11 protein-coding genes are annotated in these 15403 nt (G+C 73.6%); 4 read left to right on the forward strand and 7 right to left on the reverse strand.

The features are described from left to right. The first annotated feature begins 19 nt into the window (after window positions 1-19). Entirely contained in the window at window positions 20-2467 is a 2448-nt protein-coding gene (locus tag ACIG47_RS15675; RefSeq protein WP_397431878.1) for a TIM-barrel domain-containing protein, read from the forward strand. A 269-nt stretch (window positions 2468-2736) separates the two neighbouring features. Here the strand turns inward: ACIG47_RS15675 and ACIG47_RS15680 are convergent, their stop codons facing one another. From ACIG47_RS15680 to ACIG47_RS15700, 5 genes are all read right to left on the reverse strand, one after another. Next, window positions 2737-3756 carry a LacI family DNA-binding transcriptional regulator gene (locus ACIG47_RS15680; RefSeq protein WP_397431880.1) on the reverse strand — a complete coding sequence of 340 codons (1020 nt, stop codon included), beginning with the start codon at window positions 3754-3756 and terminating at the stop codon, window positions 2737-2739. A gap of 83 nt (window positions 3757-3839) precedes the next feature. Then, window positions 3840-5858, reverse strand: coding sequence for a glycogen debranching N-terminal domain-containing protein (locus ACIG47_RS15685; protein ID WP_397431881.1), 2019 nt, complete (start codon window positions 5856-5858; stop codon window positions 3840-3842). Next, window positions 5855-6727, reverse strand: coding sequence for a carbohydrate ABC transporter permease (locus ACIG47_RS15690; RefSeq protein ID WP_397431882.1), 873 nt, complete (start codon window positions 6725-6727; stop codon window positions 5855-5857). Before ACIG47_RS15690 ends, ACIG47_RS15685 begins: the two co-directional genes overlap by 4 nt. After that, window positions 6724-7836, reverse strand: a complete 1113-nt coding sequence (locus ACIG47_RS15695; RefSeq protein ID WP_397431884.1) for a carbohydrate ABC transporter permease — start codon at window positions 7834-7836, stop codon at window positions 6724-6726. Before ACIG47_RS15695 ends, ACIG47_RS15690 begins: the two co-directional genes overlap by 4 nt. Before the next feature lie 6 nt (window positions 7837-7842). Next, window positions 7843-9099, reverse strand: coding sequence for an extracellular solute-binding protein (locus tag ACIG47_RS15700; RefSeq protein WP_397431885.1), 1257 nt, complete (start codon window positions 9097-9099; stop codon window positions 7843-7845). A gap of 184 nt (window positions 9100-9283) precedes the next feature. Between ACIG47_RS15700 and ACIG47_RS15705 the strand changes: the two genes are divergently transcribed. Further along, a complete protein-coding gene (locus tag ACIG47_RS15705; protein ID WP_397431887.1) occupies window positions 9284-10309 on the forward strand; it encodes a LacI family DNA-binding transcriptional regulator in 1026 nt (341 codons plus the stop codon). 10 nt (window positions 10310-10319) lie between these two features. Here the strand turns inward: ACIG47_RS15705 and ACIG47_RS15710 are convergent, their stop codons facing one another. Together ACIG47_RS15710 and ACIG47_RS15715 are read right to left on the reverse strand one after the other, a co-directional pair. Next, complete coding sequence (locus ACIG47_RS15710) at window positions 10320-12056, reverse strand: FAD-binding protein (protein WP_397431889.1); 1737 nt, start codon at window positions 12054-12056, stop codon at window positions 10320-10322. Between the two features lie 92 nt (window positions 12057-12148). Beyond that, the gene (locus ACIG47_RS15715; protein ID WP_397417583.1) at window positions 12149-12805 is read right to left on the reverse strand and encodes a heme oxygenase (biliverdin-producing); all 657 of its coding nucleotides are present in this window, start codon (window positions 12803-12805) and stop codon (window positions 12149-12151) included. Window positions 12806-12933: 128 nt separating this feature from the next. Between ACIG47_RS15715 and ACIG47_RS15720 the strand changes: the two genes are divergently transcribed. Beyond that, window positions 12934-13845 carry an alpha/beta fold hydrolase gene (locus ACIG47_RS15720; protein WP_397431891.1) on the forward strand — a complete coding sequence of 304 codons (912 nt, stop codon included), beginning with the start codon at window positions 12934-12936 and terminating at the stop codon, window positions 13843-13845. Window positions 13846-14057: 212 nt separating this feature from the next. Beyond that, window positions 14058-15392, forward strand: a complete 1335-nt coding sequence (gene aspS, locus ACIG47_RS15725; protein WP_397431892.1) for an aspartate--tRNA(Asn) ligase — start codon at window positions 14058-14060, stop codon at window positions 15390-15392. Window positions 15393-15403: the final 11 nt, after the last annotated feature.

The raw sequence follows: 15403 nt of genomic DNA on the forward strand, positions 1-15403 counted from the left end.
CCGACTCCCGAGGAGCCACATGTCTCAGACCGTCGACAGCCTGCCCGTCGTCCGCCCGCTGCCCGACGCCGCCCCGCACGCGCGGCCCGAGCAGCAGGTGCTCGGCGCCGGCTGGCGGATCACCGTGCTGACCGAGGGCGTGTTCCGCGTCGAACGGTCGGCCGACGGCGGCTTCGAGGACCGCGCCTCGACGTTCGCGATCCGCCGGGACCTGCCGCCGGCCGAGTTCGCCGTCGAGCGCGTGGGGGACGGCGTCGTGGTCACCACGCGCCGCGCCCGCCTGCGGTACGACGGCGGGGAGTTCTCCGCCAGCGGGCTCGTCGTCGAGGTGCTGGGGCGCGACTCCGGGCGCTGGCGGTACGGCGAGCCCACGCGCGACCTCGGTGGGACCGCCCGCACGCTGGACGACGTCGACGGCCGGACCGACCTGGAACCAGGCGTCGTGGCGCCCGACGGGATCGGCGTGATCGACGACTCGGCCTCGTTCCTGTTCGAGGACGACGGCTGGGTGGGCTCCCGGGTGCCCGGCCGGCAGGACCTGTACGTGTTCGTGCACGGCCGCGACTACGCCGACGCCGTCGGTGACCTCTACCGGGTCTCCGGCAACCCGATGCGGCTGCCGCGCTGGGCACTGGGCAACTGGTGGAGCCGGTACCACCCGTACAGCGACGAGTCCTACCTGGCGCTGATGGACCGGTTCGACGAGGAGGGCGTGCCGTTCTCCGTCGCGGTGATCGACATGGACTGGCACCGCGTGGGGTCGGTGCCGCCCGAGTACGGCAGCAGCTGGACCGGGTACTCGTGGGAGCCCACGCTGTTCCCCGACCCGGCGGCGTTCCTGCGCGCCCTGCACGAGCGCGGCCTGCGCACCACGCTCAACCTGCACCCGGCCGACGGCGTCCGAGCCTTCGAGGACGCCTACCCGGCCATGGCCCGCGCCCTGGGCGTGGACCCGGACAGCGGGCATCCCCTCGGGTTCGACCCGACCGACCCGGCGTTCCTGCAGGCCTACTTCGAGCACCTGCACCACCCGCTGGAGGAGCAGGGCGTCGACTTCTGGTGGATCGACTGGCAGCAGGGCCGCACCTCGGGCATGCCCGGCGTGGACCCGCTGTGGGTGCTGAACCACTTCCACCACCTCGACGCCGCGCGCGACGGCCGGCCGGGCATGACGTTCTCCCGGTACGCCGGACCCGGCAGCCACCGGTACGCGGTCGGGTTCTCCGGCGACACCGTGGTCTCGTGGGCGTCGCTCGCGTTCCAGCCGGAGTTCACCGCGACCGCGGCCAACATCGGCTACTCCTGGTGGAGCCACGACATCGGCGGCCACACCCGCGGCGTGCGGGACGACGAGCTGGCCACCCGGTGGGTGCAGTCCGGCGTCTTCTCGCCGATCATGCGGCTGCACTCCGCGAACAACCCGTTCATTCGCAAGGAACCGTGGCAGTTCCCGCCGGAGCACCGTGCCGCGATGACCGATGCGCTGCGGTTCCGCCACCGCATGGTGCCCTACCTGCACACGATGAACCACCGTGCGGCGGCGGGCGTGCCGCTCGTGCGGCCGATGTACCACCTGGAGCCGCGCCGGCACGAGGCGTACGGCGTGCCCAACCAGTACGCGTTCGGCAGCGAGCTGCTGGTCGCGCCGATCACGACGCCGCGGGACGCCGCGTCCCTGCGGGGGAGCGTGCGCGTGTGGCTGCCCGAGGGGCTGTGGACCGACATCTTCACGGACGCCGTCTACCAGGGCGGGCGCACCGTCGAGATGCACCGGACGCTGGGTTCCGTCCCGGTGCTGCTGCGCGAGGGCGGCATCCTGCCGTTGGACGGCGGGACCGACCTGGACGCCACGCGCAACCCCGAGGCGCTGGAGGTGCTCGTGGCACCGGGGGCGTCCGGCGAGCTGGTGCTGGGGGAGGACGTCGAGGACGGCGTCGTGGCGGACGATGGCGCGTCGGTCGACGGCCTTGCCGCGATCAACGGTGCACCGACCGCCGGTGACGGTCCTGCCGCGACGACCACGCTGCGCTGGGACCGTGACGCGGGCGAGCTCCGGATCGAGCCGGTCCGCGGCGACGCGACAGCGGTGCCCGCGCACCGCGAGTGGACGGTGACGTTCCTTGCCGGCATCCCCGCGGGCCCGGTGACGGTGAACGGCGTCCCGGTCCCGGTGGACGGTGTCGACGGCCGCTGGAGCGTGCGCGCGTCGGGGCCCGTGACCGGCGAGATCGTCGTCCGGGTCGCGGGCGGGCCGCTGCGGGTCGGCGCGGACCGGACCGAGGCGGCGCGCGTCGTCCTGGAGAGCGCGCAGTGGGGCAACCCGGAGAAGCTGGAGGCGTGGGACGTGGTCAGGAGCACGCGTCCGGTGGCGCAGAAGATCGCCGAGCTCACCGCCGTCGACCTGCCGGAGACGGTGCGCGCGGCGCTGGTGGAGCAGCTCGCGGCGGTCGACCCGGCGGCGCGCTGAGGGGCTGCCCCGGCGGCGCGCGTCGGGCTGCCCCGCTGGGGCGCGTCGGGCTGCTCCGGCGTCGGCAGTTTGCTTCGAAGGTCGGCAGTTTGCATCGAAGTCGGCACAGGCCTGGACCGACTTCGAAGCAAACTGCCGACCTGGTTGAGGGGAGTGCCGACCTGGGCGGGGGAGCGCGGACCTGGTTGAGGGGAGTGCCGACCTGGGCGGGGGAGCGCCGACCTGGTTGAGGGGAGGGCCGATCTCGCCGGCGGGGCCACCGGGGTTGCTCAGGGCATGAGCTCCGGGGCGCTCTCGCGGAACTCGATCCGGTGGCCCACCGTGACGTGGCGGCCCGGGCCCGCGTAGCCCTCCAGGCGTTCCAGCAGCAGGTCGAGGGCCTGCTCGGCGAGCGCCCGGGTGTCCGGCGCGACCGACGTCAGGCTCGGCGCGGTGCTCGCACCCAGCTCGATGGCGTCCCAGCCGATCACCGCGACGTCGCCCGGGACGTCCAGGCCGTGCCGGCGCAGGGCACGCAGGGCGCCGATCGCGGCGAGGTCGTCGCGGCACAGCAGGCTGTCCAGCTGCAGCCCGGCGTCCAGCGCGGCACCGAGGGCCTCCTCGGCGTCGCGGGCGTCGCCGTCCTGCCGCCGGGTGACCAGCAGGTCCGGGTCGACGGGCAGGCCCGCCTCGGTGAGCGCGGCGCGGTAGCCCTCCATCCGCAGCCTGGAGGTCCACGAGATGTGGTCGGTCTCGTGGCCGAGGAAGCCGATGCGGCGCCGTCCCGCGCGCACCAGGTGCCGGACGGCATCGCGGGCCGCGGCGACGTTGTCGATCGCCACCTGGTCCGCGCCGTCGGGCTGGGGGTCCTCGCCGAGGAAGACGATGGGCAGGCCGTGCCGCTGGTCGTCCAGGTCGCGAGCGGCCAGGACCTGCGGCTGGAGCACCATCCCGTCCATGATCCCGTGCTCGGGGTCGCGCAGCACGGACCGCTCGCCGTCCGCCGTCGCGCCCGTCTCCGCGAGCAGCAGGCGGTAGCCGCGTGCCTCGGCGACCCGGGCGAAGACGTGCGCGAGCTCCGCGAAGTACGGCCGCCGCAGGTCGGGGAACGCGAGCCCGAGCATGCTCGACCGTCCTGTCGCGAGGCTGCGGCCGGTGCGGTTGGGGCGGTAGCCGAGCTCGTCGATCGCGGCCTGCACGCGCTCGCGCATCTGCGGGCTGACGTGCTGGTAGCCGCGTACCACGTTGGACACGGTCTTCATGGAGACCCCGGCATGACGAGCCACGTCCTGGAGGGTCACCCGGTTCATGACGAAAGATTACCTTTGGCGTGCCGGGGCACACGGAGAGGTCCGCCGCGCGACGTCCGCGGCGGACCTCCGGGCAGTCCGGGTCAGGCGGTGACGGCGTGCGCGCCCGCCACCGCGAGACAGGTGACCGCCGCCGCGGCCGACCACGCCTGCGGGCGGCAGGCCGCCGGGTAGGGCGTGGGGACGCCGGCCCGGGTGGCGGGATCGCCCGCATGCAGCTCCGGGACCCGGTAGGCGAAGCCCTCGGCCGCCGCGAGCAGGCCGTCGACCGCGCGCCGGGCGTGGCCGGCCAGGCCCGCCCGGTGCATGCCGTGCACGGCGATGGCGGTGTCGTGCGTCCAGACGCTGCCCCCGTGGTACGACAGCGGCCAGTACCCCGCGGCGTCCGTCGACATGGTGCGGATGCCGAACCCGGACGACATCGTGGGGCCGAGCAGTAGGCCCGCGACGTGCTCCTCCTCGGCCGCGTCCAGGATGCCGGTGCCGAGCAGGTGCCCGATGTTGCTCGTCAGCGTGTCGACCGGCCGCTTGTGCCGGTCGAGCGCGACGGCCGGGTACCGGCCCTCCGGGGTCTCGACCCAGTACGCCTGCGCGAACCGGGTGCGCAGGTCCGCGGCCCAAGCCCGCAGCCGGTCCGGGTGCAGCGGGTCGTCGGCCGTCGCGCCGCCCGCCGTCGCCCCGAGGGTCTCCAGGATCTCGGCGCCCGCGAGCGCCGCCTCGTAGGCGTAGCCCTGGACCTCGCAGAGCGCGATCGGCCCCTCGGCGAGGCTGCCGTCGCGCCACTGGATGGAGTCGCCGGAGTCCTTCCAGCCCTGGTTGGCCAGGCCGCGGCCGGTGCGGTCGATGTAGTCGAGGAACCCGTCGCCGTCGCTGTCGCCGTGCTCGACCAGCCAGGTCAGGGCGCCGCGGAGCGCGGGCACCAGGGCCGCGACCTCGTCGTCGGGCATGCCCGTGCGCCAGGCGTCGGCGAGCAGGCAGACCCACAGGGGGGTGGAGTCGACGCTGCCGTAGTACAGCGGCGGCAGGACGATGCCCTCGCCCGGGATCTCCAGCGGTGCGGCGCGCAGTTCGTGCAGGATCTTGCCGGGTTCCTGGGCGGTGCCGACGTCGTGCGTGGTGCCCTGCAGCCGGGCGAGCACGCGCAGGGTGGAGGCCGCGATGCGGACGTCGACGGGGAGCGCGAGCCGGGCGGCCCAGATCGCGTCCCGGCCGAAGAGCGTGAAGAACCAGGGCGCCCCGGCGGCGAAGAACTCGTCGCCGGGCTGGTCCGGCAGGGTCAGCCGCAGGGCGTCGAGGTCGTCGAGGGCGGTGTCGAGCCAGCGGCCGAGGCGGGGGTCGGCCCCGGCGGGGACGGTGGGCCGGCTGACGCCGCTGGAGCCGGCGGGGCGGCCGGGCCAGGTGCCTCCGGCGCCCCGGACGACCAGGGCGTCGTCGTGCAGGTCGAGGGTCCAGGCGGCCTCGGCGCTGCCGCGGGCCGGGACGTCGAGCGCCCAGGAGGCCACGATCTCGCCGTCCGCGGCGGTGGTCACGGTCGCGCCGTCGGCGGTGAGGGTGAGCGATCGGGTGCCCGAGGCCGCCGTCGCCGTGCCCGGTGCGGTGGTGACGGCGAGGGCGTGCCCGGGCTCGTCCATGGCACCGGCCGGGCCGGCCAGCCCGGCCTTGACCTCGTGCAGCGTCGTGAAGTCCGGGCGCAGGCGCAGGCGGAGCGTGATGCTCGCCGGCTCGGTCAGGTGGGAGGCGACCGTCCAGGTCTCCGTGAGCGACCCGTCCGTGACGCGCCGGTCGCGCACGAGGCGCACCTTGGGGTCGGGCTGGGCGTCGTCCGCACCGCGCAGCAGCCCGCCGAACACCACCCGCGAGGCGCTCTCGGGCGCGACGGAGACGTACTCGACGGCCGACTCCGCGCACTCCAGCACGAGGCCGCGCACGTGCCGGACGTCGCCGTGGTAGACGCCGTCGACCGGCGCCGCGCCCAGGTCGCCGTCGCGGCCGGACCAGACCTGGGTCGGGGCGCGCAGCGCGATGACGGCGTCGTCGAGCAGCGGCTGGAGGGGCCGGGTGGTGGGCGGCGTGAGGCTCGGCGTCATGCTGGACGTCGTCATTCCTTGACGGCTCCTTCGCTGGTGTTCATGATGCGCCGCTGGAACACGAAGAACACGACCGCCACGGGGATGGTCATGATCGCCGCGGCGGCGAGCTTGATCGGGTACTGGCTGCCCTGGCTGAGCTGGCCGCTGGCCAGGGAGGCGACGCCCTTGGTGAGCGTGGTCAGCTCGGGGGACTGGGCGGAGACGATGAAGTGGCTCAGCTCGTTCCAGGAGCCCTGGAACGACAGGATGACGATGGTGACGAGCGCGGGCCGGGCCATGGGCAGCACCACGGACCAGAAGATCCGGAAGGTGCCGGCGCCGTCGATGCGGGCCTGCTCCTCGACCGAGGCCGGGACGGACTCGAAGAAGTTCTTCATGATGAACACGCCCGCCGCGTCCACGAGCAGCGGCAGCACCATGCCCGCGTACGAGTCGTAGATGCCGAGCTGGTTGATCACGAGGAACTTGGGGATCAGCAGCACCACCGTGGGCACCGCCATGACGGCCACGAGCGCCGCGTAGACCACGCCGCGGCCACGGAAGCGCAGCCGGGCCAGCGCGTAGCCCGCCAGGGAGTCGAAGAACACGCGGCCCGCGGTGACGAGCACCGTGACGACGGCGGAGTTGGCGAACCAGACCGGGAAGTCCGACCGCAGGAACAGGCGCCCGTAGGCCGACCAGGTCAGCGGGTCGGGGACGAGCGAGACCGGGTCCGCGGCGGCGTCCGCCTCGGTCTTGACGGACGTCGCGAGCTGGACCAGGAACGGGTACACGTAGACCAGCGCCAGCAGGACCAGCAGCGCGTAGAGGCCGACCTGCCACGTCAGGCCCGTGCGCGACCGCCGGCGGGTGCGCAGCGGAGGGCGGGCCGGGGCGCTCATCGGGCGGCCCCCGGGGATGCGGCGCGGCGCCGGGCCCGGCGGGGGACGTCGGGGCGTTCGCGCAGGACCCACCGTTGCAGGATGGTCAGCAGCACGATGATGACGAACAGGATGAACGCGATCGCCGCGCCCTGGCCCCACTCCTGCGACAGGAACGCCGACTGGTAGCTGAGGTAGGCGGGCGTGAGCGTCGTCTTGCCGGGGCCGCCCTGGGTGCCGGTGTAGATCTGGTCGAACACCTGCCAGCAGCCGATCAGGCCCAGGGTCAGCACCGTGAACAGCGTGGGCCGCAGCTGGGGGAGCGTGATGCGCCAGAACCGCTGCCAGCCGTTCGCGCCGTCGACCATCGCGGCCTCCTCGACCTCGGGGGCGATGTTCTGCAGGCCCGCGACGAACAGCAGCATGAACGTGCCGCTGGTGGTGAAGATCGCCATGAGCACGAACGCGGACATCGCGACCGAGGGCCCGGCCAGCCAGTCCCACCACGTGAGGCCGAGAAAGCCGTGCTGCGTCAGGGCATCGGGCCCGGACCGGACGCCGAACGCGGCCAGCAGGTTGTGCAGCACGCCGCTCGGCTCGTTGAACCAGTTGGGCCCGGCGATGCCGACCCGGGCGAGGACCGTGTTCACCACGCCCGATGTGGAGAACAGGAACAGCCACAGCACCGTGATCGCCACCGAGCTGGTGACGGACGGGAAGTAGAAGGCCGTCCGGAACACGCCGCGCCCCCGCAGCGCCGCGCGGTTGACGAGCACCGCGAGGAACAGGGCGAGCGCCGTCTGCAGCGGGACCACCAGCAGCACGTACCAGGCGTTGTTGCGCAGCGCGACGCCGAAGTCGCGCTCGGCCAGGCCGCCGCCCGTGGTGACCGCCGCGTAGTTGTCCAGCCCCACGAAGCCGACGCCGGACGACAGGGGGCTGCCGCGCCCGGACCAGTCCGAGAAGCTGACCCAGAGCGCCATCAGGACCGGGACGAGCAGGAACACGCCCAGGATCACGAGCACGGGCAGGGTGAAGAGCCAGCCGGCCACGGCCTCGCCGTGCCGGATCCCGCGAGGGGACCCGGCACGGCGGGGTGCGGCGTCACGCGGCGACGCGAGAAGGGACATGCGTGCCTACTCGGCGATCGCTTCGAGGTTCGACTGCGCCGTCTCCAGGATCGTCTGCGGGTCACCGGACTCCAGCGACTCGAGCTGCGCGTTGAGGTCGGTGATGACGTCGGTCGCTCCGGCCCAGTTCGGCGGGAACTGTGCGTACGCGGCGCCGTCGAGGAAGGCGGTGAGGTCCGGGTTGGCGGCGCTCCAGTCGGCCGCGGCCGAGTCGATGGACGGCATCGGGCCGAACGCCTCCGAGAACGCGAGCTGCTGCTCGGTGCTCGTCAGGTGCTCCACCAGGCTGAGGGCGGCCTCCTGGTTGGGGCTGTCGGCGGCCATGCCCCAGCAGTTGGTGAACTGCAGCGTGCCCTGGCCGGCGGGTCCGGCGGGCAGCTCGGCGACCTGGTACTCGATGTCGGGGAAGTCGTTCGTCAGTGCCCCGGTGACCCAGTTGCCCTCGATGACCATGGCGGCCAGCCCCTTGCCGAGGGCCTCGCCGCCCCAGCCGGCGCCGAGGTCTGCCGCGTACGCGAACGTGCCGTCCTCGAGGTGGCTCTTGACGTAGTCCAGGCCCTCGACGCTGCCCGCGCTGTCGGCCACGGGCTCGCCGTCGACCACGAGGCCGCCGCCGGCCTGGGCCATGAAGGTGCCCACGCGCTGGTACTCGGCGCCGAACGAGAGGCCCACCTGGTCGTCGGTGGTGAGCTGCTCGGCCACGGCGGCCAGCTCGTCCCACGTGGTGGGGATGTCGGCGTCGGTCAGGCCGGCGTCCGCCCAGAGCTGGGTGTTGATGACGAGCGCCAGGGTCGAGAAGTCCTTGGGCGCGCAGTAGAACGTGTCGTCGACGGTGAAGTTCTCCACGAGCGACGGGTAGAAGTCGTCCTTGTTCGCCAGCAGGTCGCCGTAGGGCTGCAGCGAGCCGTTCTCGGCGTAGCCCGCGATGGTCTCGGGCGCCAGGTAGAACAGGTCCGGCGGGGAACCGGCCGCGAAGCCCTGCGAGAGCTGCTGCGGCAGGTCGGAGGCGACCTGGACCTCGGCCTCGACGCCGGAGTCGGCGGACCAGGCCGCGACGGCCTCGGTGACCGCGTCGGTCTCGGCGTCGCCGGACGACCCGATCAGGACCGAGAGCGCGTCGTCGGAGCTGGTCAGCGCGCTCGTGGTCGGGTCGCCCTGGGCGGGCTCCTCGAAGCCGGAGCCGCCGCAGGCGGTGAGCGTGAGCACACCGGCCGCGAGGAGCGCGCCGGCGCCCGCGGCCGTGCGCGAGATGGGCCGTGTCATTGTCTCTTCTCCCTTGACGAGTCCCGTGACGTGGCAAATTTGAACGATCAAATTATGCTGAGCCTGAGATTAGGGAGCGCCCGGGCGGGATGTCAAGGCCGGGTGCCGCCCTAGGATGACGTTCCGGACGCCCCGGCTGCGGGCGGCGCAGGCTGGTTCACGACGGCGGGCAGGAGGGATCACCATGGCGAAGGTCCCCACCGTGCAGGACGTCGCCCGCGCCGCCGGCGTGTCCCGGCAGACCGTCTCCAACGTGCTCAACTCCCCGGAGATCGTCCGGGCGCCCACGCGGGAACGCGTGCAGCGCGCCATCGCCGAGCTCGGCTACCGCCCGCACGCCGCCGCCCGCCGGCTGCGCACCCGGCGCAGCTCCACCCTCGGCGTGCGGCTCGACCCGTACGCGGGCGGCATCTCCGGGGTGGTGCTCGACCGTTTCGTCCACGCCCTGACCGAGCACGCCAGCGAGCGCGGCATGCGGGTGCTGCTGTACGCGGCACGCACACCGGGCGAGGAGATCGACCGCATCGGCGACCTCGTCGACGGCGGCGAGATCGACGCCGTCGTGCTCACCGGTACGTCCCACGAGGACACCCGAACCACCTGGCTGCAGGAGCGCGGCGTCCCGTTCGTCTCGTTCGGCCGCCCCTGGCGGTCCGACGGCGGCGTGCCGCCGCACTCCTGGGCCGACGTCGACGGCGCCGCCGGCACCCGCGCGGCCACCCGGCACCTGCTCGACCGCGGCCGGTCCACGATCGCGTTCCTCGGCTGGCCGGAAGGATCGGGGACGGGCGACGACCGCGCCCGCGGCTGGCACGAGGCGATGACCGCTGCCGGCGCCGTCGGCCCCCGCTGGCACACCGAGGAGAGCGTGAGCCTGGCGCGGGACCTGACCGGCGCCGCCCTCACGGCCCGACCGGCCGTGGACGCGATCGTCTGCGTGAGCGACTCCCTCGCCATCGGTGCGCACCTCGCGGCGACGGCGCTGGGCCGGCCCGAGCTGCCCGTGGTCGGGTTCGACAACACCCCGGCCGCCGAGGCGCTGGGCATCAGCAGCGTGGAGCAGCTCCCGGAGCAGGTCGCGGCCGGGGTGCTGGACCTCCTGATGGGGCCCACGGGCAGTGTCGTACTGGTCCACGACGCCGCCCAGGAGCCGACGTACGTGCTGGTGGAGCCGCGGCTGATCCTCCGCGACCCGCTGCCGTCGCGCTGAGCCCCCCGGCTTACTCGACCAGCTTGCCTGCCGTCGAGACCTCCTGGGCCGCGATCAGGGTGGCGATCTCCTCCGGGACGGCGGGGATCTCCTCGCGGACGATGCCCGTCGACGGCGACCAGACCAGGTTCACCTGCAGGTTCGGGTCCAGGTCCGGGTAGTCGCTGCGGTTGTGGCAGCCGCGGGTCTCGCGCCGCTCGAGCGCGGCCTCCAGCGTGGCCCGAGCCGCGATGAGGGACGCCTTGAGGTCGAACGCGTGGGCGAGGTCCTGGTAGCCCGCGATGTCCGGGTGCACGCCCACGTGCGTGGCGCGCTCCTCGATCTCGGCCAGCTCCTCGATGCCTGCGAGCAGCCCCGCCTCGTCCCGGACGACGCCCGCGTGCTCGGTCATCGTGTTGCGCACGGCGCGCTGCAGGGCGCGTACGTTCTCGGTGCCGTCGGCGGCCAGCAGGTCGGCGACCTCGGCGCGGGCGCGGGCCTCGGCGTCGTGGGAGCGACGCTGGGCCTCCAGGCCGGCGGAGTAGGCCGCGGCGGCGCGTCCGACGATGCGGCCGAAGACCAGCAGCTCGATCAGCGAGTTGCCGCCCAGGCGGTTGGCGCCGTGCAGGCCGCTGGACGCCTCGCCGATCGCGTACAGGCCGTCCACCTCGGTGCTGTGGTCCTCGGGCCGCACCCAGACGCCGCCCATCGAGTAGTGCGCGGTGGGCGCGATCTCGATCGGGTCGGTGGTGATGTCGAGCATCTGCAGCTCGAGCATCGTCTGGTAGACGCGCGGCAGGCGCGTCATGATCGTCTCCCGCGGCAGGTGCGAGACGTCGAGCCAGACGCCGCCGTTGGCTGTGCCGCGCCCCTCCTTGATCTCGGTGTAGGCGGCCAGGGCAACGCGGTCGCGGGTGGACAGCTCCATCCGCTCGGGGTCGTACGTCGCCATGAACCGCTCGCCCAGCGCGTTGCGCAGGATGCCGCCCTCGCCGCGCGCCGCCTCGGAGACCAGCGTGCCCGCCGCGTTCTCGGGCTCCAGGATGCCCGACGGGTGGAACTGCACCAGCTCCGGGTCGCGCAGCCGGGCGCCCGCCTCGACGGCCAGGCGGAACGAGTCGCCGGTGTTCTCGTCACGGCGCGAGGACGTGCGCCGCCAGATGCGGTTGTGCCCGCCCGCGGCGAGGATCACGGCGTCGGCGTGGATCAGGTAGGGCGTGCCGTCGGTGAGGTCGAAGCCGTAGGCGCCGAAGACGGCGCCGTCGTGCGTCAGGATCCGGGTGACGTACACGGAGTCCAGGATCGGGATGTCGAGCTGCGTGGCCCGGTTGACCAGGGACCGCTGGATCTCCAGGCCCGTGTAGTCGCCGGCGAACGCGGTGCGGCGGTAGGTGTGCGCGCCGAAGAATCGCTGCGAGATGCGGCCGTCCTCCTCCCGGGCGAAGGCCATGCCGTACCGCTCCAGGTCGGCGATGCCCTGGGCGGCGCCCCGCGCGACGATCTCGGCCGTGTGCGGGTTGGCCAGGAAGTAGCTCTCCTTGATGGTGTCGGCGGCGTGCTGCTGCCAGCTGTCCTCCGCGTCCATCGTGCCGAGAGCCGCGTTGATGCCGCCCGCGGCGAGCGAGGTGTGGGCGTCCATGCGGGGGCGCTTGCCCAGCGCGAGGACGTCCACCCCCTGCTCGGCGAGCTCGATCGCGGCCCGGAGGCCGGAGCCCCCGGTGCCGATGACCAGTGCGGTGGTGGAGATGCGCCGTTCGATGGTGTCCATACCCGAGTTGACACCGCAGCCGGCCTGGTTGTGACCCCCCTGCGCTGTGACAAGTCAGACGAAGTGAGATGTCGGACGCGCAGGTCACAGGGTCAGCAGTGGACCTCGGCGAGCTCCGTGAAGACCGCCCGGTTCAGGCGGAACGCCAGGTGCGTCTCCGCGAGGGTGGCCGCCACCTCGTCCTCGTCGAGGTCGAGCAGGTCGAGCTGGTGGCGGTAGGCGTCCTTGAACACCTTCACCTTCGGGATGTCGGGGAAGGTGTAGAACGCGAGGCCCTCCTCGTCCAGGCCGTAGTGCTGCTTCATCATCCGCTTGACGATCTGGCCGCCCGACAGGTCGCCCAGGTAGCGCGTGTAGGAGTGCGCCGCGTAGTGCGGCAGGCTGCCGCCGACCTCGCGGACGTGGTCCGCGTAGGCGCGGGTGGCCGGCAGGACGCGGATCTCCTCGCGCCACGACGGGCCGTACAGGAACGCCAGGTCCCGCTCGATCGCGGGCACGCGGGTGAGCTCCTGGAACACCAGGCCGGCGCCGCGATGGTCGGTGCCGAGGGCGGCGCTCGCCTCCTCCAGGGCCTCGTACACCACGAGGAGCTGGGCCGAGAGGTCGGCGTACGCGGCTCGCGTCAGGGCGCCGGACATGAGTTCTTCGATGAACTGCTCGGAGTTGGCCTCGCCGTGCGCGACGCGAGTGCCCTCGCGCAGCAGGGCGGACAGGGGGACGGGGGCGAATTCCTCGACGGGCAGGCTCACGGGTTCTCCTCCGGCGCGACGCTGGTGTGCTGACAAGATGTCATCACGTTGCGAGCATAACAGCAGAAGTTAGGGCAGCCTAAGCTCTCTTCGTGAGGGGTGTCGGTGGCTCGCGCTAGCGTCGGGGCATGCCCGGTACCTCGTTCGATCCGGCATCCGGTGCCGGCCTGCCCCCGCCCGTCCTGGTCGAGCTGCCCGGTGGCGATGCGGAGCCCGACGGCGGTGTCCGCGTCGCCACCTACGTGCTGGAGCCGGAGGGCCGGCGCCCGGCCGGTGACGTCGTGCTCTGCCACGGCACCCCCTGGTCGGCGCGGGTGTGGGCGCCCGTGGCCCGGGCCCTGGGCCGCGACCACCGGGTCTTCCTCTGGGACATGCCCGGGTACGGCGCCTCGCCCAAGGGGGCCGACGTCGCGGTCGACCTCGTGACCCAGCGCCGCCGTCTGGCTGCGCTGCTCGGGCACTGGTCGCTGGACCGGCCGCACGTGGTGGCGCACGACATCGGGGGAGCCGTGGCGCTCGGCGCCCACCTGCTGGAGGGCGTGGAGGTCGCGAGCCTGTTCCTGCTCGACATCGTGACGTTGGACCCCTGGGGGTCGCCGTTCTTCCGGCTCGTGGCCGAGCACGAACCCGTCTTCGCGGCCGTGCCCGGGCCGCTGCACGCCGCCCTGGTGCGGGAGTACATCGCCGGGGCCGCCAACCACGGCCTGCCGGACGACGTGGTGGCCACGCTCGCCGAACCCTGGCTCGACGCCGTGGGCCAGGCCGCCTTCTACCGGCAGATCGCCCGGCTCTCGCCCGAGCACACCGCGCCGATCGTGCGCCGGCTCGGCGCGGCGCGCAGCCCGGTGCGCATCGGCTGGGCCGCCGCCGACCCGTGGATCCCGGTCGAGCAGGCCGCCCGGCTCCGCGCGGCGCTGCCCGGCGACCCGGAGGTGGTCACCTTCCCCGGGCGCGGCCACCTGGTGCCCCTGGAGGACGACGCCGCGGTGGGGCGTGCCGTACGGACCTGGCTCACGGAGGTGGTCTCCGGGCGGGTGTGAACGGATTCGTGGTGGCGCCACGACCGCCGTCGGGCATAGCGTGTGCGGTGGTGAGCGTGAGGCGTGACGAACCTCGGTCCGGTCCGCCGGGCAGGCGCCCGCCCGCGCGTGCGGCGTACCGACGAGAGGCCGGGGCTTCCCGGCAAAGGAGTGGTGGCACCGCGACCTAGCCCCCGCCCGCTCCTCCAGGGCCTGCGCCTTCTGGAGGAATGATGAGACCACCCTTGCCGTCCCTGACCGCGTCGCCGACCGGCACCCCCGAACCCGGACGTGTCCTGGCCCGTGACCTGCCGGCCGCTCCAGCCGGTGCACACGTGCGCCTGCAGGGCTGGGTCAACCGGCGCCGGGAGCTCGCGACCGTGACGTTCCTGGTGCTGCGGGACCGTACCGGCCTCGCCCAGGTGGTGGTGCGCACCGGCGCCGGGCAGGACGCACCGGACGTGCCGCCCGAGGAGACCACGGTCGAGGTGACCGGCACCGTCACCGCCAACCCGCAGGCCCCCGGCGGCGTGGAGGTCACGGAACCGGAGATCGTGGCCCTCACCGACGCGGCGGAGACGCCGCCCGTCGAGCTGTGGCGGCCTGCGCTGACGGCGGCGCTGCCCACGCTGCTCGACCACGCCGCCGTCGCCTGGCGGCACCCTGCGCAGAAGGCGCGGTGGGAGGTCGCCGCCGCGAGCCTGCACGGGTTCCGCGCGACCCTCGACGCCGCGGGGTTCACCGAGGTGTGCACGCCCAAGCTCGTGGGTACCGCCACCGAGTCGGGCGCGAACGTGTTCGAGGTCGACTACTTCGGGCGGCCCGCCTACCTGGCGCAGTCCCCGCAGTTCTACAAGCAGCAGATGGTCGGCGTCTTCGAGCGGGTCTACGAGGTGGGGCCGGTGTTCCGGGCCGAGCCGCACGACACGGTGCGGCACCTGGCGGAGTACCGCTCCCTGGACGTCGAGCTCGGGTTCGTGCGCGACCACCGGGACGTGCTGGCGGTGCTGCGCGACGTCCTGGCCGGGATGTCGGACGCCGTCCGCGCGTCGGGGGCCGCCGACCGGCTGGGCGTCGAGGTGCCGCGCGTCCCGGACGCGTTCCCGGTGCTCCACTTCGCCGACGCCCTGCGGCTGGTCGGCGCGCCCGCCGACGAGCCCGACCTGGCGCCGGAGCACGAGCGGGCGCTGGGTCGGTGGGCGCTGGCGGAGCACGGGTCCGACTTCGTCGTGATCGAGGGCTACCCGATGGCGAAGCGGCCCTTCTACACCCACCCGCAGCCCGGTGACGAGCGGTGGAGCAACAGCTTCGACCTGCTGTTCCGCGGCCTGGAGCTCGTGACCGGCGGCCAGCGGCTGCACCGGTACGCCGACTACGTGGCGGCCCTCGCGGCCCGGGGCGAGGACCCGGCCGCGTACGCGTCGTACCTGGCGGCGTTCCGGCACGGGATGCCGCCGCACGGTGGGTTCGCCATCGGTCTGGAGCGCTGGGTGGCGCGGCTGGCCGGGGCCGCCAACGTGCGCGAGGTGACGCCGTTCCCGCGGGACCTGCACCGGCTGGCGCCCTAGCCGTCCGTGCC

It is taken from the genome of Promicromonospora sp. NPDC052451 (assembly GCF_044547525.1).
Lineage (GTDB): Bacteria > Actinomycetota > Actinomycetes > Actinomycetales > Cellulomonadaceae > Promicromonospora.